At 44.0% G+C, this 22,715-nt stretch carries 22 protein-coding genes; 14 read left to right on the top strand and 8 right to left on the bottom strand.

Translation table 11 applies throughout. From position 1 onward, the window contains the following. Positions 1–37: 37 nt before the first annotated feature. Positions 38–223: a hypothetical protein gene (locus tag P4S58_RS15335; protein WP_042489480.1), complete on the bottom strand. Its 186-nt coding sequence runs from the start codon at positions 221–223 to the stop codon at positions 38–40. Positions 224–357: 134 nt separating this feature from the next. Between P4S58_RS15335 and tusA the strand changes: the two genes are divergently transcribed. Continuing rightward, entirely contained in the window at positions 358–621 is a 264-nt protein-coding gene (gene tusA / locus P4S58_RS15330) for a sulfurtransferase TusA (protein WP_042489484.1), read from the top strand. A gap of 76 nt (positions 622–697) precedes the next feature. Here tusA and P4S58_RS15325 read toward each other — a convergent pair whose 3' ends face one another. Together P4S58_RS15325 and P4S58_RS15320 are read right to left on the bottom strand one after the other, a co-directional pair. Beyond that, positions 698–958, bottom strand: coding sequence for a hypothetical protein (locus P4S58_RS15325; protein WP_042489486.1), 261 nt, complete (start codon positions 956–958; stop codon positions 698–700). Between the two features lie 138 nt (positions 959–1,096). Further along, positions 1,097–1,651, bottom strand: coding sequence for a TMEM165/GDT1 family protein (locus P4S58_RS15320; protein WP_042489488.1), 555 nt, complete (start codon positions 1,649–1,651; stop codon positions 1,097–1,099). Between the two features lie 433 nt (positions 1,652–2,084). Here P4S58_RS15320 and glyQ point away from each other — a divergent pair, with 433 nt between their 5' ends. From glyQ to P4S58_RS15305, 3 genes are all read left to right on the top strand, one after another. Continuing rightward, a complete protein-coding gene (gene glyQ, locus P4S58_RS15315) occupies positions 2,085–3,002 on the top strand; it encodes a glycine--tRNA ligase subunit alpha (protein WP_042489583.1) in 918 nt (305 codons plus the stop codon). Position 3,003: 1 nt separating this feature from the next. Next, positions 3,004–5,070, top strand: a complete 2,067-nt coding sequence (glyS, locus tag P4S58_RS15310; RefSeq protein ID WP_102964076.1) for a glycine--tRNA ligase subunit beta — start codon at positions 3,004–3,006, stop codon at positions 5,068–5,070. Positions 5,071–5,278: 208 nt separating this feature from the next. Further along, positions 5,279–6,529 (top strand): valine--pyruvate transaminase, encoded by a 1,251-nt coding sequence (locus P4S58_RS15305; protein ID WP_102964075.1) that lies wholly within the window; start codon positions 5,279–5,281, stop codon positions 6,527–6,529. Between the two features lie 90 nt (positions 6,530–6,619). Here P4S58_RS15305 and P4S58_RS15300 read toward each other — a convergent pair whose 3' ends face one another. Next, positions 6,620–7,054: an Hsp20 family protein gene (locus P4S58_RS15300; protein WP_042489497.1), complete on the bottom strand. Its 435-nt coding sequence runs from the start codon at positions 7,052–7,054 to the stop codon at positions 6,620–6,622. A gap of 470 nt (positions 7,055–7,524) precedes the next feature. On the opposite strand from P4S58_RS15300, the gene P4S58_RS15295 reads away from it, so the two are divergent. Then, complete coding sequence (locus tag P4S58_RS15295; RefSeq protein ID WP_102964074.1) at positions 7,525–9,102, top strand: AMP-binding protein; 1,578 nt, start codon at positions 7,525–7,527, stop codon at positions 9,100–9,102. 95 nt (positions 9,103–9,197) lie between these two features. Here P4S58_RS15295 and gyrB read toward each other — a convergent pair whose 3' ends face one another. Genes gyrB through dnaA form a run of 4 tightly spaced genes read right to left on the bottom strand, consistent with a single transcriptional unit; the run spans position 9,198 to position 15,299 of the window. Further along, positions 9,198–11,615, bottom strand: coding sequence for a DNA topoisomerase (ATP-hydrolyzing) subunit B (gyrB, locus tag P4S58_RS15290; protein ID WP_042489503.1), 2,418 nt, complete (start codon positions 11,613–11,615; stop codon positions 9,198–9,200). 19 nt (positions 11,616–11,634) lie between these two features. Continuing rightward, positions 11,635–12,714, bottom strand: a complete 1,080-nt coding sequence (gene recF / locus P4S58_RS15285) for a DNA replication/repair protein RecF (RefSeq protein WP_042489506.1) — start codon at positions 12,712–12,714, stop codon at positions 11,635–11,637. A gap of 20 nt (positions 12,715–12,734) precedes the next feature. Then, positions 12,735–13,835 carry a DNA polymerase III subunit beta gene (gene dnaN / locus P4S58_RS15280; protein ID WP_042489509.1) on the bottom strand — a complete coding sequence of 367 codons (1,101 nt, stop codon included), beginning with the start codon at positions 13,833–13,835 and terminating at the stop codon, positions 12,735–12,737. Between the two features lie 60 nt (positions 13,836–13,895). Beyond that, positions 13,896–15,299, bottom strand: a complete 1,404-nt coding sequence (dnaA, locus tag P4S58_RS15275) for a chromosomal replication initiator protein DnaA (RefSeq protein ID WP_042489512.1) — start codon at positions 15,297–15,299, stop codon at positions 13,896–13,898. 297 nt (positions 15,300–15,596) lie between these two features. On the opposite strand from dnaA, the gene P4S58_RS15270 reads away from it, so the two are divergent. The 9 genes from P4S58_RS15270 (at position 15,597) to mioC (ending at position 22,338) form a co-directional block, all read left to right on the top strand. Next, complete coding sequence (locus P4S58_RS15270; protein WP_042489515.1) at positions 15,597–16,343, top strand: amino acid ABC transporter substrate-binding protein; 747 nt, start codon at positions 15,597–15,599, stop codon at positions 16,341–16,343. A gap of 71 nt (positions 16,344–16,414) precedes the next feature. After that, positions 16,415–17,086: an amino acid ABC transporter permease gene (locus P4S58_RS15265; protein ID WP_042489518.1), complete on the top strand. Its 672-nt coding sequence runs from the start codon at positions 16,415–16,417 to the stop codon at positions 17,084–17,086. After that, the gene (locus P4S58_RS15260) at positions 17,083–17,820 is read left to right on the top strand and encodes an amino acid ABC transporter ATP-binding protein (RefSeq protein WP_102964073.1); all 738 of its coding nucleotides are present in this window, start codon (positions 17,083–17,085) and stop codon (positions 17,818–17,820) included. The genes P4S58_RS15265 and P4S58_RS15260 overlap by 4 nt, the downstream gene beginning before the upstream one ends. A 252-nt stretch (positions 17,821–18,072) precedes the next feature. Further along, positions 18,073–18,210: a 50S ribosomal protein L34 gene (rpmH, locus tag P4S58_RS15255; RefSeq protein WP_004728723.1), complete on the top strand. Its 138-nt coding sequence runs from the start codon at positions 18,073–18,075 to the stop codon at positions 18,208–18,210. A 46-nt stretch (positions 18,211–18,256) separates the two neighbouring features. Next, positions 18,257–18,580, top strand: a complete 324-nt coding sequence (gene rnpA / locus P4S58_RS15250; protein WP_237292831.1) for a ribonuclease P protein component — start codon at positions 18,257–18,259, stop codon at positions 18,578–18,580. Next, positions 18,547–18,804: a membrane protein insertion efficiency factor YidD gene (gene yidD, locus P4S58_RS15245; RefSeq protein WP_081878773.1), complete on the top strand. Its 258-nt coding sequence runs from the start codon at positions 18,547–18,549 to the stop codon at positions 18,802–18,804. The genes rnpA and yidD overlap by 34 nt, the downstream gene beginning before the upstream one ends. A 2-nt stretch (positions 18,805–18,806) precedes the next feature. Continuing rightward, a complete protein-coding gene (gene yidC, locus P4S58_RS15240) occupies positions 18,807–20,429 on the top strand; it encodes a membrane protein insertase YidC (protein ID WP_042489526.1) in 1,623 nt (540 codons plus the stop codon). Between the two features lie 98 nt (positions 20,430–20,527). After that, the gene (gene mnmE, locus P4S58_RS15235) at positions 20,528–21,889 is read left to right on the top strand and encodes a tRNA uridine-5-carboxymethylaminomethyl(34) synthesis GTPase MnmE (protein ID WP_042489528.1); all 1,362 of its coding nucleotides are present in this window, start codon (positions 20,528–20,530) and stop codon (positions 21,887–21,889) included. An 11-nt stretch (positions 21,890–21,900) separates the two neighbouring features. Beyond that, positions 21,901–22,338: an FMN-binding protein MioC gene (mioC, locus tag P4S58_RS15230; RefSeq protein WP_042489530.1), complete on the top strand. Its 438-nt coding sequence runs from the start codon at positions 21,901–21,903 to the stop codon at positions 22,336–22,338. Positions 22,339–22,715: the final 377 nt, after the last annotated feature.

The raw sequence follows: 22,715 nt of genomic DNA, 5'->3' as shown, positions 1-22,715 counted from the left end.
GGATAGTGTCGGAATATCGTAGAGCATAGTATGACAATTAATGTTTCTGTTCTTCAGATGAGCCTTGCCACAGGTGCATCTCAAGCCAGATACCACTGATTGAAGCAATCACGCCAAGTAGTGGCATGAGTGATGGTTCAGCAGGTGTCCTAATAACTAATGAGCAGAAAGAGATAAAACACAGAACCGAATAGATGGTCAGTCTATCTAACGCTGTTAACATACAACCTCCAGCCCACTTGTTACCAATTTGTTAATTAAATTAAACCAAATTGTTTCATTTGCCAAGAGTTTATTGAATAATTTTTCCCCAACAGTATTATCAACGCCCTAAATGTGACATCCGTTAGGTTTGCTATGAGTATCAATCCAGAAATCACCGATAACATCAGTGTCAATCAAGTATTGGAAGCTGAAGGATTACGCTGCCCTGAGCCTGTAATGATGGTCAGAAAGACAATTCGTACTATGCAGGATGGTGAAGTGCTGCTGGTAAAAGCGGATGACCCATCAACCACTCGGGATATCCCAAGTTTCTGTCGCTTTATGGACCACCAGTTATTGTCATCAAAAACAGACGAGCTGCCTTACCAGTACCTGATTAAGAAAGGTTTGGAATAAAAAGCGAGAATGGAAACAAACAAAGGCTGCCATGACACATTCATCTTTATAAATGGATGTCGTGGCAGCCTTTTGCTTAATCTTGATTTTCTACAGAGCGTAACTCCGCTTGCAGTTTGTTGACCTGTTTTTGTAACGCTCTAATTTCGTTATGCAGTGGAATGATGTGGGATACCCGAATCCAAGACTCTACGCTTAAAGCCGCCATAATGATTGCACCAGCAACCATTGGTAGCCACATTTCAGTTAACGACATTCCAAGCAAAGTTAAACCAAAGCCAAACGTAAACAAATAAGCCTGACTCTTAACGCTCATCCCCATGTATCGTGACAACATAAACGAGCCCTCTTTTTTAGAAAACCATCGCCTATTACATTAGCATGACAAGCGTGACACAAATATGTCAGCCCGCGCATTATTGATTATTATTCAAACAATATTTGCAACCGAAAATGACAGACTGACATGTGAGATTTATAAGAAGGCAGTGCCCGCAGCTAAGGCCAAAAACAGCAGTGCGGTGACTTTTCGAATCATAGCTAAAGGAAGTTTGTCAGCAGACAATTTGCCAATCAGAACAACCGGAACGTTGGCTAGCAGCATACCAATTGTCGTACCCAACACCACCATGGTTAACGCGTCTGCGAACTGAGCACCAAGAATAGAAGTCGCAATCTGAGTTTTGTCACCAATTTCAGCGACAAAGAACGCGATAAAACTTGCAATAAAAGGCCCGCGATTTGAGATTTCCTCGTCATCATCCAATTTATCTGGAATCAACACCCAGCCAGCCATGGCTAAGAAACTGACCACCACGACCCATTTAAGGATTTCCGGAGATAAATAATCGGCAACTACAACACCTAACCAAGCAGCTAATGCGTGGTTCACAACGGTTGCAAGAAAAATAGCAGCAATGATTGGTACCGGTTTACGGTAACGGCTGGCTAACAGAAGAGATAATAATTGGGTTTTGTCACCAATTTCGGCTAAGGCGACAGTTGTAATTGAAATAGCTAAAACGCTCACGACCTACTCATTAGGGTAGGGATTATTATATAAACCATAGACAAACCCCACGCCCTACCCAAGTTCGCGGTGTTTGTCTAAGGTCTTGCTAAACTCGAAGGGCTTCGAGTCTCGGACGCCATGGTGATTTTGCACCAATTATGTTGACGAACGAATCGGTACTGTTTGCCACAGCGCCCGATAAGCTACTCCCCAAAGACAGGCCGAATTCTATACAGCATCGTTATTAATCTCAACCCCAAATTCACCATAGGCTTCCATTTAACTTTTTCTCTTATCAAAGAATAAAGACTAATAAACGACAAAAACTCTCCTAAAAGAAAGTTTAAGCTAATAATTAAGCAATATTGGCACTACTTTGTCAGGGAATAACTGGGTATACTTGATCGTTATTTTTTATCAATTCAGACAGAAGAATCGCGCGAACCTGACTATGCAAAAATACGATATCAAAACCTTTCAGGGTATGATCCTCGCGCTGCAGGATTATTGGGCCCAACAAGGCTGTACCATTGTTCAGCCATTAGATATGGAAGTGGGCGCTGGTACGTCTCACCCAATGACGTGCTTACGAGCTCTTGGTCCAGAGCCAATCGCTACAGCGTACGTTCAACCTTCACGCCGTCCAACTGATGGTCGTTACGGTGAAAACCCTAACCGCCTTCAGCACTACTACCAGTTCCAGGTGATCATTAAACCGTCACCAGACAACATTCAAGAACTGTACTTAGGTTCTCTGAAAGTGCTTGGCGTTGACCCACAAGTACACGATATCCGTTTCGTGGAAGATAACTGGGAAAACCCAACACTGGGTGCATGGGGTCTAGGCTGGGAAGTTTGGCTAAACGGTATGGAAGTAACTCAGTTTACTTACTTCCAACAAGTTGGTGGTCTAGAGTGTAAACCTGTTACAGGTGAAATCACTTACGGTATCGAACGTCTGGCGATGTACATTCAGGGCGTGGATTCTGTGTATGACTTGGTATGGACAGATGGCCCACTAGGCAAAGTAACCTATGGTGACATTTTCCATCAAAACGAAGTTGAGCAATCAACTTACAACTTCGAACACGCAGATGTGGATTTCCTATTCACCTTCTTCGACCAGTGCGAAAAAGAGTGTAAACACCTGCTTGAGCTTGAAAAGCCTCTCCCGCTACCAGCTTACGAACGTATTTTGAAAGCTGGCCACGCGTTCAACCTACTGGATGCGCGTAAAGCAATCTCAGTAACAGAGCGTCAGCGTTACATCCTACGTATTCGTAACCTAACTAAATCGGTTGCAGAAGCGTACTACGCATCTCGTGAAGCTTTGGGCTTCCCTATGTGTAAAAAGGGTGAGGACAAATAAGATGGCAAAAGAATTTCTAATTGAACTCGGTACTGAAGAGTTACCACCAAAGCAACTTCGCACTCTAGCGGAAGCATTTGCTGCAAATTTTGAAGCAGAATTAAAAGCCGCAGACCTTGCTCATGAAGGCATCAAGTGGTTTGCAACGCCACGTCGTTTGGCTCTTAAAGTCGCTAACCTTGCTGAAGGCCAAGCGGATAAAGTCGTTGAAAAACGTGGTCCTGCGATTGCGGTTGCTTTTGATGCAGATGGTAAACCAACCAAAGCTGCTGAAGGCTGGGCTCGTGGTAACGGCATCACTGTTGAACAAGCAGATCGCCTAAAGACAGACCAAGGTGAATGGCTGCTTTACAAACAAGAAGTGAAAGGCCAAGAAGCAAAAGCGGTTGTTGTTGAACTTGCAGCAAAAGCACTGGCTAACCTGCCTATCGCCAAACCAATGCGTTGGGGAGATAAAGAAACTCAATTTATCCGCCCAGTTAAAACGCTAACCATTCTGTTCGGTGATGAACTTATCGAAGGTGAAATCCTTGGTGTAAGTTCTTCTCGTACTATTCGTGGTCACCGTTTCATGGGTGAAGCTGAATTTACTATCGATTCTGCATCTCAATACCCAGCGATTCTGGAAGAGCGCGGTAAAGTGATTGCCGATTACGATGCACGTAAAGCTACTATCATTGCAGATGCACAAAAAGCAGCACAACAAGTTGGCGGTGTTGCTGACCTAGAAGATGACCTAGTAGAAGAAGTAACTTCACTGGTTGAATGGCCTGTTGTGCTTACAGCTAAGTTTGAAGAAAAGTTCCTCAAAGTACCTTCAGAAGCTTTGGTTTACACCATGAAAGGCGACCAGAAGTACTTCCCAGTGTATGACGCAGATAAGAAACTGCTGCCCAACTTTATCTTCGTATCAAACATCGAGTCTAAAGAGCCTCGTCATGTTATTGAAGGTAACGAGAAAGTAGTTCGTCCACGTCTTGCTGATGCAGAGTTCTTCTTCAACACTGACCTGAAGAGCAAACTGGTTGATCGCCTTCCTCAACTTGAAACGGCGATTTTCCAACAGCAGTTGGGCACCATCAAAGACAAAACAGACCGTATTACTGAACTTGCAGGCTACATTGCAGAGCAAATCGGCGCGGATGTTGAGAAATCAAAACGTGCTGGTCTTCTAGCGAAGTGTGACCTAATGACATCAATGGTATTCGAATTTACCGATACTCAAGGTGTTATGGGCATGCACTACGCTCGTCACGACGGTGAAGCAGAAGAAGTAGCGGTAGCACTTAACGAGCAATACATGCCTCGTTTCGCTGGTGATAACCTGCCAACGAATGGTGTTTCAGCAGCAGTTGCTATGGCTGATAAGTTAGACACTATCGTAGGTATCTTCGGTATTGGTCAAGCTCCAAAAGGCAGCGACCCCTTTGCACTGCGCCGTGCGTCATTAGGTGTGCTACGTATCATCGTCGAATACGGTTACAACCTAGATTTAGTAGACTTAGTCGCGAAAGCGAAATCACTGTTCGGTGATCGTTTAACTAACGAAAATGTTGAGCAAGATGTAATTGAATTCATGCTAGGTCGTTTCCGTGCATGGTACCAAGATGAAGGTTTCAGCGTAGACATCATCCAAGCGGTACTGGCTCGTCGCCCAACTAAACCTGCTGACTTTGACCAACGTGTTAAAGCGGTTTCTCACTTCCGTGAGTTGGATGCAGCAGAATCACTTGCAGCAGCAAACAAACGCGTGGGTAACATTCTGGCGAAATTCGAAGGCGAACTACCAGCTGAGATTGAACTGTCTCTTCTTCAGGAAGATGCAGAGAAAGCTCTGGCTGAAAACGTTGAAGTACTCACAGAAGCGTTAGAGCCTGCGTTTGCAACGGGTAACTACCAACAAGCATTGAGCCAACTTGCTGCGCTGCGTGAGCCAGTAGATGCGTTCTTTGATAACGTAATGGTAATGGCAGATGATGAAGCGTTGAAGAAAAACCGCTTAACTCTGCTTAACAACCTACGTAACTTGTTCCTGCAAATTGCAGATATCTCATTACTACAAAAGTAATTGAGTAACTCAGTTTAAAACTCTGAGATTATCCCACTAAAGCTTGAAAAAGCGGCCTGACTCCTCCGAGTTGCGCCGCTTTTTTTACATCATAAGAAATAGTGCTTTGCCTCACAAAAGCATTACGGTATGTTCAGGAACTATTCTAAACGGCTGAGAATCTATCCGCCGGCAATACTCAAATAAACACAACCCCAGGTAGTCAGTAATGCAGTTTTCAACTTTTGGCGAGAAATTTAATCGATATTCTGGAATAACCCAATTAATGGACGATTTGAATGATGGTTTACGCACACCGGGTGCCATCATGCTTGGTGGAGGTAATCCTGCCGCCATTCCTGAAATGCTCGATTATTTCCGACTGACAACCGAAGAAATGCTGGCTGACGGCTCTTTACTGGCTGGAATGACCAACTACGACGGTCCTCAAGGTAAAGATGTGTTTATCAGCGCGTTGGCAAAACTGCTGCGTGATACTTATGGCTGGGACATTACAGAAAAGAACATCAGTTTAACCAACGGCAGCCAAAGTGGCTTTTTCTACCTGTTCAACCTGTTTGCGGGTAAACAACCAGATGGCAGCTTTAAGAAGATTTTATTGCCTCTAGCACCGGAATACATTGGTTATGGTGATGCGGGTATCGATGAAGATATTTTCGTTTCATACCACCCAGAGATCGAACTACTGGATAACGGTCTGTTCAAATACCATGTCGATTTTGAGCAGCTAAAAATCGACGATTCTGTTGCCGCTATCTGCGCCTCTCGTCCAACCAACCCAACGGGTAATGTGTTAACAGAGGAAGAGATCCACAAGCTCGACCAATTGGCTCGTGAGAACAATATCCCACTACTGGTGGATAACGCTTATGGTGTGCCGTTCCCAAACATCATCTTTGAAGATGTAGAACCGTTCTGGAATGAAAACACCATTCTTTGCATGAGCTTATCAAAACTCGGTCTACCGGGCGTACGCTGCGGTATAGTGATTGCCAACGAACAGGTAACGGAAGCACTAAGCAATATGAATGGCATCATCAGCTTAGCGCCGGGCAGTATTGGCCCAGCTTTGGCACACCGCATCATTGAAAAGAATGACTTATTGCGTCTGAGTGAAGAAGTCATTAAGCCTTTCTACAAACAAAAATCACAGCGTGCAGTAGAACTTCTGCAACATGCTATCGATGATGAACGTTTCCGTATTCATAAACCTGAAGGCGCTATTTTCCTTTGGCTATGGTTTGATGAACTGCCAATCACCACAATGGAGCTCTACAAACGCCTAAAAGATCGCGGTGTTCTGATTGTTCCGGGTGAGTATTTCTTTATTGGTCAGAAGGAAGATTGGGCTCATGCGCATCAATGTCTGCGCATGAACTACGTTCAAGACGATGAAGCGATGCAAAAAGGCATTGCAGTGATCGCTGAAGAAGTGAAGAAAGCGTATTTAGAAGGCTAATCTTGTTACCCTCGTGCAAGTAATTAAAGCCTGAGAAACTAGAAAGCCCGCTTACTCGCGGGCTTTCTGTTATTCGTTATCTACCAGTGATTAGTTCTCTAGTAGGTGTTTGCCATTGATGGCTATTTTTCGTGGTTGCATCACTTCTGGAATTTCACGTTCCAAATCAATGTGTAGCAAACCATTCTCCATATTTGCACCAATCACTTTTACGTAGTCCGCTAATTGGAACTTACGCTCGAAATCACGCTCGGCAATGCCTTGATAAACGTATTTTTTTTCTTCTGTTGGTTTACGCTCACCACGAACAATTAAGGTGTTTTCTTGTTGAGTGATATCTAGCTCTTCGTCAGCAAATCCAGCCACCGCCATAGTAATGCGGAACTTGTTCTCTTCTTGCTGCTCGATGTTGTATGGAGGAAAACCGCCTTGGCTATTTTTTGCTGCGTTCGCTTCCATCATATTTAGAAGACGATCAAAACCAATTGCGTTGCGGTATAGAGGAGTAAAATCTACAGTTCTCATAATAAGTATCCTTCTGTGAAGCAATATTTTTAAATGATGCATTGATTAGATGCTAAATAGTGAAGCGGACTCTCCTTTTGGACGAGTCAGTGGAAACCCACCAGCTGCGGCATTTCCTGCTTCGTAAATAGATATAAGGCCACCTTTTACTCTTTCAAGTCTCACTTAAAAATTTTTTTGTTTTTTATAGAGGCAACTAGTCTGGCATCTGATTGCATAAAAAATGATAAAAGTATCAAGAGTATTCGATGCTTATCACAAATTAACGCCAATCCGCACAATATACCGTTCAGGACTATAGCCAAAAAATTTGGGTCAGTTAGACTCGCTTGTTGTTAATGCAATGTTAATGGAATGTTGAGTCATCATTCTCCAACAATTGCATATCTAATAAGCCTGATGACGGTGCTAAACCAAGATAGACCTCCTACACCGTATCTGCCGTCATGCATAAAAGGAATGAATAGAACATGATTAAAGATGCTTACCACTACACAAATAAATTCAATAACCTAGCACAATTACTTGAAGATGGATTTTCTCGCTATAGCGATAAGCCTGCGTTTCATTGTTTAGGTCAAACATTGACTTATGAGGATATTGAGCAAAAATCACGCTACTTATCACAGTGGTTGCGCCATGAATGCGGACTAGAAGCCGGTGACCGAATCGCCATTCAGCTACCGAACTTAACTCAGTACCCTATTGCCGCTTATGCCGCACTACGAGCAGGGCTGATTATTGTTAATACCAATCCTCTCTACACCTCTAGAGAGATGAAACATCAGTTTAGTGATTCCGGCGCAAAAGCACTGATCATTCTGGAAGACTTAGTACCAAAATACCAAGCAATAGAATCTGAGCTGAATATCAAGCATGTGATCGTTACTGCCGCACCAGATCTGCTAACCCAACAAGAACAAGATCGCGGCACTTATAGCGACTTTAATAGCGTCATATCCGCAGGTAAACACCTACCAGCCGTTGCCGAAAACAGTGAGATTGCCGATGATATTGCGGTTATCCAGTACACAGGTGGCACTACAGGTGTATCTAAAGGAGCTTGCCTGACACATAGCAACCTTATGGCCAATGCTGCTCAGATGAACATTCGTCTCACACAGAAGATGATTGAAGGTGAAGACAGCTTTGTTTGCCCGCTACCGCTTTATCACATCTACGCGTTTACCGTGAATATGATCAGCCTATTCAGTGTTGGGGTTCAAAATATTCTCATCCCTAATCCACGTGATATGGATGGTTTCGTAAATACGTTGAAAAACGTTCGTTTCTCTGGCTTATCCGGCATCAATACTCTGTTTATGGGGCTTTGCCAGCATCCAGAGATTTCATCTGTCGATTTTAGTCACCTGAAAGTCACGGTTTCCGGTGGTTCTATGCTGACCAGCAAAGCGTTTCATGTCTGGTACCAAACAACAGGATGCACCATCACGGAAGGTTGGGGATTATCAGAAACGTCACCAGTCATTACCCTTAACGAATTTGGTAAAGAACAAGTTGGTTGTGTCGGTATTCCATTACTTGAAACCGAAGTCCAAGTTTGGGACATCAATAATCAACCTCTCGCGCAAGGAGAAGTTGGAGAATTGGTGGTGAAAGGGCCACAGGTCATGCCGGGCTACTGGCAACGACCAGATGAAACCAACAACTCAATTATTAATGGTTTCTTTAAAACGGGTGATGTCGGCTTGATTAAAACCGACGGCCAAGTGCAAATAGTCGATCGCCTGAAGGATATGATTATCGTCTCTGGCTTCAATGTTTATCCAAATGAAGTAGAAGATATTCTATGTAGCCACCAACACATCTTTGAAGCCGCGGTTGTCGGCGATCATGACGAACATACTGGTGAGTTAGTACATGCTCATGTCGCAACACTAGAGCCATTAGACGAAGGCGATATTATCCACTTCTGTCGCCAGCACCTCACTAACTACAAAGTACCAAAACGAATTACTTTCCATGAGCAACTACCTAAATCTGCGGTTGGCAAAGTACTGCGTCGAGAGCTACGTAATGCTCAATAGCTAAAGGTTAATGCAAAACGGCAAGCATAAAAAAGGCGCACTTTAAAGTGCGCCTTTTACTATTTCGAATAACTCAGACTATACGTCCAAGCTAACTACACGTCTAGGTTAGCTACTTTCAGAGCGTTGTTTTCAATAAACGCACGACGAGGTTCAACTTGGTCACCCATTAGCGTAGTAAACAGCTCATCAGCACCGACCGCATCTTCAATGGTTACTTGCATCATACGACGAGTTTCTGGGTCCATAGTGGTTTCCCAAAGCTGATCAGGGTTCATCTCACCAAGACCTTTGTATCGTTGTAAAGAAAGACCACGACGAGACTCTTTAATTAACCAATCAAGCGCAGAAGCAAAGCTATCTACTGGTTGAGTACGTTCACCACGTTTGATAAATGCACCCTCTTCAATCAAACCACGTAGTGCTTCTGAAGCGTCAGCCAGCTTGCTGTACTCTCTTGAGTTAAGCAGGTCTACACTGATCAAGTATTCGTAAGTCACACCATGAGTACGAACGACAATCTTAGGCGCATAAACATTTTGCTCTGCATTGTGTTCTACTTGGTAGCTGTATTGGCTCGCACCAGACTCTTTTGCGTTAAGCTGATCAACTAAAACTGCCGTCCAAGCATCTACTGCCGCCTGATCTTGGCATTGTTCAGCAGTCAATCGAGGTACATACATGAATTCTTGCACCATCGCGTATGGGTAACGACGGCTCATACGACCAACTAGCTTAACCGCAGCATTGTACTGGTGTACAAGCTGCTCAAGTGGAGCACCAGCCAATGCCGGAGCATCCGCATTGACATGCAGTGCTGCGCCATCTAACGCGAGAGAAACTTGGTATTGTTCCATAGCTTCTTCATCTTTGATGTATTGCTCTTGTTTACCTTTCTTCACTTTGTAAAGCGGTGGCTGTGCAATGTAGATGTAGCCACGCTCAATAAGCTCAGGCATTTGACGGTAGAAGAAGGTCAACAGTAGCGTACGAATGTGCGAACCATCGACGTCCGCATCGGTCATGATGATGATGTTGTGGTAGCGCAGTTTATCTGGGTTGTATTCATCGCGACCGATACCACAACCTAATGCAGTAATCAGTGTTGCCACTTCCTGAGAAGAAAGCATTTTATCAAAACGTGCTTTTTCAACGTTTAGAATCTTACCTTTCAGCGGAAGAATTGCTTGGTTCTTACGGTTACGTCCCTGCTTAGCTGAACCGCCAGCAGAGTCACCCTCCACTATGTACAGTTCAGACAGTGCAGGATCTTTTTCCTGACAGTCAGCAAGTTTACCTGGAAGACCAGCAAGGTCCAACGCGCCTTTACGACGAGTCATCTCACGAGCTTTACGCGCTGCTTCACGTGCACGTGCCGCATCGATAATTTTGCTACACACCATTTTTGCTTCAGAAGGATGCTCAGCTAGGAACTCGTTAAGTTTCTCGCCCATTGCAGATTCAACTGCAGATTTCACTTCAGAAGAAACCAGTTTGTCTTTGGTTTGGCTTGAGAATTTTGGATCTGGAACTTTAACCGAGACAACCGCAGTCAAACCTTCACGCGCATCGTCACCAGATGTCGCTGTTTTGGCTTTCTTGCTGTAGCCTTCTTTATCCATGTAGGTGTTTAACGTACGAGTTAACGCTGCACGGAAACCGGCTAAGTGAGTACCACCATCACGCTGTGGGATGTTGTTGGTAAAGCAGTAAATACCTTCTTGGAAACCGTCGTTCCACTGCATCGCCACTTCAACGCTAATACCGTCTTCACGTTCTGAGTTAAAGTGGAAAACTTTCTCATGAATCGGAGTTTTGTTGCGGTTAAGGTGAGTAACAAACGCTTGGATACCACCTTCATACATAAAGTGGTCTTGTTTATCTTCTTCACGCTCATCAATCAGTTTGATTGATACGCCTGAGTTTAGGAATGAAAGCTCGCGTAGACGTTTCGCAAGAATATCGTAATGAAATTCGATATTGGTAAAGGTGTCAGCACTTGGCCAGAAACGAACCGTTGTACCTGTTTTTTCAGTATCACCAACAACGCTTAGTGGCGCTTGAGGCACACCATGGCGATAGGTTTGAGTATGGATGTGACCACCGCGGTAAATAGTCAGAAGCACTTTTTCTGATAGTGCGTTAACCACTGACACACCTACGCCATGCAGACCACCTGATACTTTGTAAGAGTTATCATCGAACTTACCACCAGCGTGCAGTACTGTCATGATAACTTCTGCCGCAGAAACATTTTCTTCTTCGTGCAGCTCAGTTGGGATACCACGGCCGTCATCGCTAACCGATACTGAGTTATCTTCGTGAATAGTAACGATGATGTCTTTACAGTGACCTGCTAACGCTTCATCTATTGAGTTATCCACCACCTCAAAAACCATGTGGTGTAGACCGGTGCCATCATCAGTGTCCCCGATGTACATACCTGGACGTTTACGTACTGCGTCCAGACCCTTTAGTACCTTAATACTCGATGAATCGTAATTATTCGACATGAGTTACTCTCTGACTAAATTATCCTTGCTCTATTGTGCCATGTTCCACATGAAACATCTTGCTGTTTGGCTCGACCATGTCGGCAACTTGGCTTTGTGTAATAGAACTTACAAAAACTTGAGCCTGCGTCGCCTTCAAGCAGTCTGCAAGACGCTTACGACGCTGGCTATCGAGTTCGGAAGCAAAATCATCAATTAAGTAGATGCATTGCTTCCCGGTCAACTCAGTTAAGTGTTGGCCCTGTGCGACACGTAGTGCACACACCATTAATTTCAGTTGCCCCCGTGAAAGCACATCTTCCACCGGAGTACCGTTAACTTTTATCTTCAAATCAGCTTTATTTGGGCCACTGAAGGTGTAGCCAAGCTGTTGATCGCGTTCGAAGTTCTTTTCTAATATCTGCTGGTATGGGGTCTCTTTATCCCAACCGCGGTAGTACTTTACCGCAATATCAAACTCGGGTAAAAACGTGCGGCATAACTCTTCTGCGACAACTTTCATTTGTTCGACGTAAGTTCTGCGCCATTGGTCAATATTTTCAGCCAACAAGGCTAATTCTTGATCCCAATAACTCAGCTCACGATAGCTGGTTGCTGTTTTGAGTAATGCATTACGCTGTTTACTTAAACGCTTAAATCTTCCCCATGCATCATAGAATGCAGGTTCAGAATGAAACACACCCCAATCAATAAATGATCGACGCTGTTTCGGTCCATCCGTTAATAAATCAAAGCCTTCAGGATGAATCAACTGCAATGGTAAAACTTGTGCCAACTGTGCCAATTTTTGCCCAGATTGACCGCCTATTTTAACCTCAGTTGAACCGTCGCGCTGCTTATTAATACCAATCGGTAGCTCAAATTGATCCGATGTCAAAAAACGCCCGTGAACAAACAGTTCAGAGCACTCATTCTGAATCACTCGACCCGTGAGCGAACTTTTAAAAGAGCGACCATGCCCAAGCAGATAAATTGCTTCTAAGACGCTGGTTTTGCCACTTCCGTTGACACCAATAAGAAAGTTAAAGCCTGATGATAATGAAATATCACAGGCTCTAATATTACGAAATTGCTGAATAACCAGACGGGTTAGCGGCATAGCGCGAAGTTAACTCTTGGTTACAGGCGAATTGGCATCACGACGTACATCGCGCTGTCATCTTCCGCATTTTCCACCAGCGCACTGGCATTAGCATCTGACATAGAGATACGTACGTTATCACAACGAAGGGTATTCAACACATCGAGGATATAGCTTACGTTGAAGCCGATCTCAATGGCGTCTCCTTCGAAGGTAACATCTAACACCTCTTCCGCTTCTTCCTGTTCTGGGTTGTTTGCTGTAATGCGCATTTCGTTTTCATCAAGATTCACTCGCACACCACGGAATTTTTCATTCGATAAAATCGCAGCGCGTGAAAAACACTGACGCAACTCATCACAGTTCGCAAGCAATACTTTGTTGGTACTTTGCGGCATTACGCGTCGATAATCAGGGAAACGACCATCAACCAGCTTAGAAGTGAAAACAAAATTGTTCACATCTGCACGCAGATTTGAGCTACCAATTTGCAGTACCACAGATTGTTCTGGAGCATCCAGCAGCTTCACTAATTCCAATACACCTTTACGCGGTAGGATGATTTGCTTATGAGCAAAATCTGCACCTAATTCGGTTTGAGAAACCGCCATACGGTGACCATCAGTTGCTACTGAACGAAGCGTGCTGCCATCAATTTCAAACAGCATACCGTTTAGGTAGTAACGCACGTCTTGGTTTGCCATCGAAAATTGCGTTTTCTCTATCAAACCACGAAGCTCTGCCTGAGTGAGTGAAATTTCAACTTCACTTTGCCAATCTTCGATATTTGGGAAATCGTTCGCTGGCAGAGTCGCTAATGAGAATCGGCTTCGCCCAGAACGAACTTGAATGCGATCACCTTCTAACAGCACAGTGATTACCGCTGAGTCTGGAAGACCTCGGCAAATATCGAGAAATTTACGTGCCGGAACGGTAATGCTGCCTGCTTCAAAATCCCCTTCCAACGTCACTCGGCTGATCAGTTCAACTTCTAAATCCGTTGCCGTCATCGACAATTGATTGTCTTCAACTTTAATCAGCAAATTACCTAATATAGGCAGTGACGCTCGGCCACCTAAAGTGCCGGATACTTGTTGTAGAGGTTTAATGAAGTGGCTACGTTCGATAGTAAATTTCATAGTGTGCTCTTAAACGATAGACGGATTAACGACGCAAAATCAGCGCAAACTATAGCGCAATTATGATGAAAGCGTGCGAATCAAATTCGAATAGTCTTCTTTTATGTCGTGGCTCTCTTCGCGCAGTTGCTCGATTTTACGACATGCGTGAAGCACAGTGGTATGGTCGCGACCACCAAAAGCATCACCAATTTCTGGTAAGCTGTGGTTGGTGAGTTCTTTCGCTAGCGCCATTGCTAATTGACGAGGACGCGCAACAGAACGTGAACGGCGTTTTGAAAGTAAATCCGCCATTTTAATTTTGTAGTATTCTGCGACTGTCTTTTGAATATTATCAATGGTGACCAACTTTTCTTGCAGAGCTAATAAGTCACGCAGCGCTTCACGAACAAAATCAATGGTAATTGGACGACCGGTAAAGTTCGCATTGGCGATAACACGGTTAAGTGCCCCTTCCAACTCACGAACGTTTGAACGCAGACGTTTCGCAATAAAGAACGCCACTTCATCTGGCAGATGAATTTGGTGATCTTCCGCTTTCTTCATCAAAATCGCCACGCGAGTTTCTAGCTCTGGTGGTTCAATCGCCACCGTCAAACCCCAACCGAAGCGAGATTTAAGACGATCTTCTACGCCATTTATCTCTTTAGGATAACGGTCAGAAGTTAAGATGATTTGCTGGTTACCTTCCAACAAAGCGTTGAAAGTATGGAAGAACTCTTCTTGAGAGCGCTCTTTATTGGCAAAGAATTGAATATCATCGATCAATAACGCATCAACGCTACGGTAGTAACGTTTAAATTCTTCAATCGCGTTATTTTGCAGTGCTTTAACCATATCCTGAACGAAACGCTCAGAGTGCATGTAAACCACTTTAGCATTCGGTTTGTTATCGACAATCGCATTACCCACAGCGTGTAAAAGGTGGGTTTTACCTAAACCCGTGCCACCGTATAAGAATAGAGGGTTATACGCAGCACCCGGATTGTCTGCCACCTGACGAGCAGCAGCCAAACCTAACTGGTTCGATTTACCTTCAACGAAGTTATTGAACTTATGCTTAGGGTTGACGTTAGAACGATAAGTAATATCCGCTTCAACGGATTCATCATCCCATGTTTTATGAACAGGACGACGCTGAGCTAGTTGAGCTGGCGCAGATGATTCTGCTGCCACGTCTGCAGCTGAGCGCTTTGGCGCTGGCTTCACAGCCGCTACAGGTTTACTACCCACTTCAAAACGCAGGCTTGGTACATCGTTGCCGCAATACTCTCTCAACAATAAGTTAATGTTGTTGATGTACTTATCGCGAACCCAATCAAGCACAAAACGGTTAGGGGCAAACAAAGTGAGAGTATTATCATTGAGCTCCGCTTGTAGCGGACGAACCCACATGCTGAATTCTGCGGCTGGTAATTCTTCTTGAAGCTGTTGCAAACATTGCAACCAAAGCGAAGATGACACTGTGCTCTCACTCTAATCTGATGATCGATAAAGGTTGATAATTCTACCTGTTGATAACTAAGATCGCCAGCGATTGATCGAAGATCCAGTGAATAAGATCAAAGTTATTCACAATATTTCCGTCTCAATTATGAAGATCTACATAAACATCCCCATTTTTACCCACATATCCCAGAAAATTAGTGAGTTATCCCAAAATAAAAACTTATTATGGTTATTGTTAATAACATAAGGTTATTTGTTCTGTACTAACATTTACCAGTAACATTCTGCCCTATATTCATTCGGAGTTAGAAAATGAAAAACTGGATTAAACTCGCAGTAGCCACTCTTGTATTGGCAGCTTCAGCAGCTCAAGCAACAACAGATATCAAAGTCGGCATGTCTGGCCGTTACTTCCCATTCACATTTGTTAAGCAAGACCAACTTCAAGGTTTTGAAGTCGATGTATGGAATGAAATTGCTAAACGCAATGATTACAAGGTTGAGTTTGTTACTTCAAACTTCTCTGGTCTATTTGGTCTACTAGAAACAGGTCGTATCGATACGATTTCTAACCAAATAACTATTACCGACGCACGTAAAGCGAAGTACCTGTTTGCAGACCCATACGTTATTGACGGTGCGCAGATCGCGGTTCGTAAAGGTAACAGCAGCATCAAAGGTATTGAAGACCTTGCAGGCAAAACAGTTGCCGTTAACCTAGGTTCAAACTTTGAACAGCTACTACGTGACTACGACAAAGACGGTAAAATCAACATTAAGACGTACGACACTGGTATTGAACATGATGTTGCTCTTGGCCGTGCAGACGCATTCGTAATGGACCGTCTATCAGTGCTAGAGACTATCGAGAAAACAGGTCTACCACTTCAACTTGCAGGTAAGCCTTTCGAAACCATTGAAAATGCTTGGCCATTCCTGAACAACGAAAAAGGTCAGAAGCTACAAGCTGAAGTCAACAAAGCACTTGCAGCAATTCGTGCAGACGGTACGCTAAGCGCGATCTCTAACAAGTGGTTTGGCACTGATATTACTAATTAATAAGCTAGACTGTACTTTTAAAGAGGTGGGATTGTATGATCCCGCCTTTTGTTGTCTTTAAGGGGAAGTAAATGGGTTTTGACTTTCAATACATGCTGGATCTGATGCCGATACTGCTCAAGTATCTCGGCACTACCATGGAAATGGCGACATGGGGAATGTTTTTCTCTCTAATTCTTTCTGTCATCTTGGCCAATATTCGTGTGTTCAAAGTTCCGGTTCTTGATCAGCTTAGTCAGCTCTACATCAGCTTCTTCCGTGGAACACCACTATTAGTACAGCTGTTCCTTCTTTATTATGGTTTGCCGCAAATATTCCCGATCCTAGTCGGTATTGATGCTTTCAGTGCCGCGGTTATTGGTATCACGTTGCATTTCTCCGCCTACATGGCAGAAAGTATTCGTGCGGCAATTATTGGTATTGACCGTAGCCAGATGGAAGCCAGCCTCTCTGTGGGAATGACCACCAGTCAGGCCATGCGTCGCATTATATTACCGCAAGCAACACGTGTTGCTTTGCCGTCACTGATGAACTACTTCATTGATATGATTAAGTCGACCTCCCTCGCCTTTACTTTGGGTGTTGCGGAAATTATGGCTAAAGCTCAGATGGAAGCATCATCCAGTTTTCGCTTTTTCGAAGCATTCCTAGCAGTAGCATTGATTTACTGGGCTGTGGTTGTGGTTCTGACACGAGTACAGATTTGGGCTGAAAATAAACTCAACAAGGCGTATGTAAGATGATCAACTTAACTAACATTCACAAACGCTTTGGCGATAGCGAAGTTCTTAAAGGCATCGATCTCTCTATTAATAAAGGTGAGATCATCGTTATTATCGGTTCAAGTGGTACAGGTAAATCAACTCTGTTGCGTTGTGTTAACTTCCTAGAGCAAGCAGACCAAGGCACGATCACTATTGATAACGTGGCCGTTGATTGCCAATTACACAGCAAATCGGAAGTGTTAGCGCTTAGACGCAAAACGGGGTTTGTATTTCAGAACTACGCCTTGTTCTCTCATATGACAGCAAGACAGAACATCGCTGAAGGTCTGATTACAGTGAAAGGCTGGAAAAAGAGCGATGCTTTAGCACGTGCTCAACAGATACTTGATGACATTGGACTTGGCGACAAGGGAGACAGTTACCCTTCTGCGCTTTCTGGTGGCCAGCAGCAACGTGTGGGTATTGGCAGAGCAATGGCACAGCAACCTGAACTACTGCTGTTTGATGAGCCAACATCTGCACTGGATCCAGAATGGGTCGGTGAAGTTCTTGCGCTGATGAAAAAACTCGCCACGCAACATCAAACGATGTTAGTGGTTACTCACGAGATGCAGTTTGCTAGAGAAGTCGCGGATAGAGTGATATTCATGGCTGAAGGCAATATCGTCGAACAAGGTTCTCCACAGGATATATTTGGTAATCCACAGGATCCTCGTTTAAAGAAATTCTTAAATATGGTTGGGATCGAATAAGGATCCTTGAGATTTTACCGAGACTCCGTATAATCGCCCGACCGGAAAAACCGAAGCCTCGATTTCTTAGTAATTTGAGAAACTGAACAGGACTTCGGCAAACCCAATCATTGACACCTTTTGTGACAGTGATTACAATTCCGCCTCTTTGTTGAGAGGCGTCGGATAGTCCTTTCTTTATATAAAGAGAAGACACAAAGCCCACGCCGGGTTTAACAAACCTAAAAACTACTGATCAGTAAGGTATTTACAATGAGCAAACGCACTTTTCAACCTACAGTTCTAAAGCGCAAGCGTACTCACGGTTTCCGTGCTCGCATGGCGACAGCGAACGGTCGTAAAGTAATTAATGCACGTCGTGCAAAAGGCCGTAAGCGCCTTTCAAAATAATCCATAAATTATTTTGAGTACGTACGCATTCAATCGGGAGTTACGCTTGTTAACTCCCGAGCATTATAAAAATGTCTTTCAGCAAGCTCATCGAGCTGGCTCTCCTCATTTCACAATCATTGCCCGCAACAATAATCTTTCTCACCCTCGTTTAGGTTTAGCTGTTCCCAAAAAACAAATTAAAACTGCCGTTGGTCGTAACCGCTTTAAGCGTTTATCTAGAGAAAGTTTTCGTCTACAACAGCACAAACTTCCTAATAAAGATTTTGTTGTAATAGCGAAAAATAGCGCGCAGTATTTGAGCAATGAAGAACTATTTACTTTGTTCGAAAAGTTATGGCAACGCCTATCTCGCCCTTCACGTGGATAGCCATTGGTTTAGTAAAACTTTACCAATGGACTATTAGTCCGCTTATCGGCCCTCGCTGCCGGTTTACTCCAACCTGTTCCTCATATGCGATAGAAGCTCTGAGAGTTCACGGTTTTGTAAAAGGGTGTTGGTTATCTGGCAAACGTCTATTAAAATGCCACCCTTTGAATGAAGGCGGGTTTGACCCCGTTCCACCGATCCAAAAACACGACAGAGATAATTAACGATGGATTCTCAACGTAATATCCTGTTAATCGCTTTGGCTCTGGTTTCTTTTTTACTCTTCCAACAATGGCAAGTAGCTAAGAATCCAGCTCCGCAAGCGGTTGAACAGGCTCAATCAGGCAATACAGTACCTGCACCATCATTTGCAGATGAGTTTGACCCAGCACCATCTCAAACTAGTGCTGTTGCAAAAACGATTACCGTTACTTCAGATGTACTAACTCTGTCGATTGACACAGTTGGCGGTGATGTTGTTTCTGCAAAACTTAATCAGTATGCAGAAGAACTAGATTCAGAGACTCCATTCCAACTACTTAAAAATGAGCAAGGACACCAGTTTATTGCTCAAAGTGGCTTGATCGGTCCTCAAGGTATCGACCTAAGCAGCACTACACGTCCAAATTATCATGTTGACGCTGACAGCTACACGCTAGCAGACGGTCAGGACGAACTTCGTGTTCCGATGACTTATTCAGCAAACGGTATTGAGTACACAAAAACCTTCATCATCAAGCGCGATAGCTATGCTATCGATGTTGAATTCAACGTTGTTAACCACTCTGGCAGCAACGCAACTATGGGTATGTACGCGCACCTACGTCAAAATCTACAAGATTCTGGCGGTAGCTTAGCAATGCCAACTTATCGTGGCGGCGCATACTCAAGTGAAGATACTCGTTACAAAAAGTACAGCTTCGACGATATGCAAGATCGTAACCTGTCTATCAACCTACCAAGCGGTACTGGTTGGGCAGCAATGATCCAACACTACTTCGCAACAGCGTGGATTCCACGTAACGAACCAGGCACTAATATCTACTCTCGTATTATCGGTAACTTAGGTGATATCGGTATTCGTATGCCAAACAAAACCTTGGCTGATGGTACTCAAGAAACCTTCACATCTACGCTATGGGTTGGTCCAAAACTACAAGATGCAATGGCTGCGGTTGCACCAAGCCTAGACCTTGTAGTGGATTACGGTTGGTTATGGTTCATCGCAAAACCTCTACACTCACTGCTTTCTTTCATTCAAGGCATTGTAGTGAACTGGGGTCTAGCAATTATGTGTCTGACCTTCATCGTTCGTGGTGCTATGTACCCACTAACTAAAGCTCAATACACATCTATGGCGAAAATGCGCATGCTGCAACCTAAACTGCAAGCAATGCGTGAGCGTATTGGCGACGACCGTCAACGCATGAGCCAAGAGATGATGGAACTCTACAAGACAGAGAAAGTAAACCCACTTGGTGGCTGTTTACCAATCTTCCTACAGATGCCAATTTTCATCTCGCTATACTGGGCACTAATGGAATCTGTTGAACTACGTCACTCACCATTCTTTGGTTGGATTCATGACTTGTCAGCACAAGACCCATACTACATCTTGCCACTATTAATGGGTGCAAGTATGTTCATGATTCAGAAGATGAGCCCAACGACAGTTACTGATCCAATGCAACAAAAGATCATGACTTTCATGCCGGTGATGTTCACATTCTTCTTCCTGTTCTTCCCTTCAGGTCTGGTTCTTTACTGGTTGGTATCGAACGTCGTGACTCTGATTCAGCAGACTTTGATTTACAAAGCGCTAGAGAAGAAAGGCTTACACTCTAAGTAAGTTAATGATGAATCAGCAAAGGCGGCCAAAAGGTCGCCTTTTTGTTTTTTGCTGATTACAATGACGCTAATTCGAAATGTATTTAGGTAACAACCTTTATGACAACTGATACCATCGTTGCTCAAGCAACAGCCCCTGGACGAGGCGGTGTAGGCATTATCCGTGTCTCTGGTCCAAAGGCGGCTCAGGTTGCTTTAGAAGTAACGGGACGAACGTTAAAACCGCGCTATGCGGAATACTTGCCTTTCAAAGATGAAAGCGGTCTGGAGCTTGACCAAGGCATTGCGCTTTACTTCCCTAACCCGAACTCATTTACTGGCGAAGACGTATTAGAACTGCAAGGCCACGGTGGTCCGGTAGTAATGGATATGCTGATTAAGCGTATTTTGAAAATTTCAGGCGTTCGCCCAGCACGACCAGGTGAGTTTTCAGAGCGTGCGTTCCTTAATGACAAAATGGACTTAACCCAAGCGGAAGCCATTGCGGATTTGATCGACGCCAGCTCTGAACAAGCGGCGAAATCAGCACTGCAATCTTTGCAAGGACAGTTCTCACAACGTATCAACACGCTGGTGGAGTCACTTATTTACCTGCGTATCTATGTGGAAGCTGCGATTGACTTTCCAGAAGAAGAAATTGATTTCTTGGCCGATGGTAAAGTCGCCGCTGATCTGCAAGCAATTATTGATAACCTGAATGCTGTACGTAAAGAGGCCAACCAAGGTGCAATTTTACGTGAAGGCATGAAAGTCGTAATCGCTGGCCGACCAAATGCCGGTAAGTCCAGTCTACTGAATGCTTTGTCAGGTAAAGAGTCCGCTATCGTAACGGATATCGCAGGTACCACTCGCGACGTTCTGCGTGAGCATATCCATATAGACGGTATGCCGCTGCACATTATTGATACAGCGGGCCTTCGTGATGCTTCAGATGAAGTAGAAAAAATCGGTATTGAGCGCGCTTGGGACGAAATAAAGCAAGCTGACCGAGTACTGTTCATGGTTGATGGCACCACAACAGATGCCACTAACCCTGAAGATATTTGGCCAGACTTCGTTGATCGTCTACCAGACAACATGGGTATGACGGTTATTCGTAATAAAGTGGATCAAACAGGTGAAACGCTGGGCATTTGCCATGTGAGCACACCAACATTGATCCGTCTTTCAGCGAAGACTGGCGAAGGTGTAGAAGCTCTGAGAACACACTTAAAAGAGTGTATGGGCTTCTCTGGTAACCAAGAAGGTGGCTTTATGGCGCGTCGTCGCCACTTAGAAGCTCTGGAACGTGCAGCAGAGCACCTAGACATAGGTCAGCAACAACTTGAAGGCTACATGGCTGGTGAAATCTTAGCGGAAGAGCTGCGTATTACTCAGCAACACTTAAACGAAATTACCGGTGAATTCAGCTCAGACGACCTATTGGGCCGAATCTTCTCATCTTTCTGTATTGGTAAATAAAGCGGAGCACTATGATCCATATAATTACGGGTAGCACCCTTGGCGGTGCTGAATACGTGGGCGATCATCTCAGTGATTTACTTCAAGAGCAGTCATTGGAAACGACGATCCACAACCAACCTGCATTTGAAGAAATTCCAGCAGACGGTACTTGGCTAATCGTTACCTCGACTCATGGTGCTGGAGATTATCCTGATAACATTCAGCCTTTTATAGCAGCATTGCAAAATACACCACCGAGAACCAGCAACTTAAAATTTGCGGTTGTTGCGATTGGTGATTCAAGCTATGACACCTTTTGTGCCGCAGGCAAGCATGCTCATGCACTGCTTGAGGATATCGGTGCAACTCCGCTATCTGAGTGTTTTACTATCGATATTCAAGAGCATCCAGTTCCTGAAGATGCCGCAGAAGAGTGGCTGAAAAGCATCATCCACCAGCTTAAATAAGCACAAAATTGATAAGAACAGCAGCGGAAACGCTGCTTTTTTTATACTTGAAAGAAAATAAACTTAAAATTGAACTGTAAACTTATTCAATATTGATGCTATTTCAAACAAATCACTTGTGGATAACTACACCTTTATCCGGTGATCAACCTATAGTTATCCCAATAACAACTTTGATCAGTTTAGGGGGTTGTGCATAAGTGGCAATTTTGATCCCAGCTAATACGCAATAAGATCATGTGTAGATCACAAGTTCTGATCCATTAAAGATCCATGATCTTATTGATCATTTTCCACTTATCCACAGAGATCGTCGATCCTAATAGTAAGAGTAATAAAAGATCTCTATATAAAGATCTTATATATATTAAGTTATC

The organism is Vibrio sp. Hal054, assembly GCF_037162405.1.
Taxonomy (GTDB): Bacteria; Pseudomonadota; Gammaproteobacteria; order Enterobacterales; family Vibrionaceae; genus Vibrio; species Vibrio diazotrophicus.
This window is presented reverse-complemented; position numbering and strand designations above follow the sequence as displayed.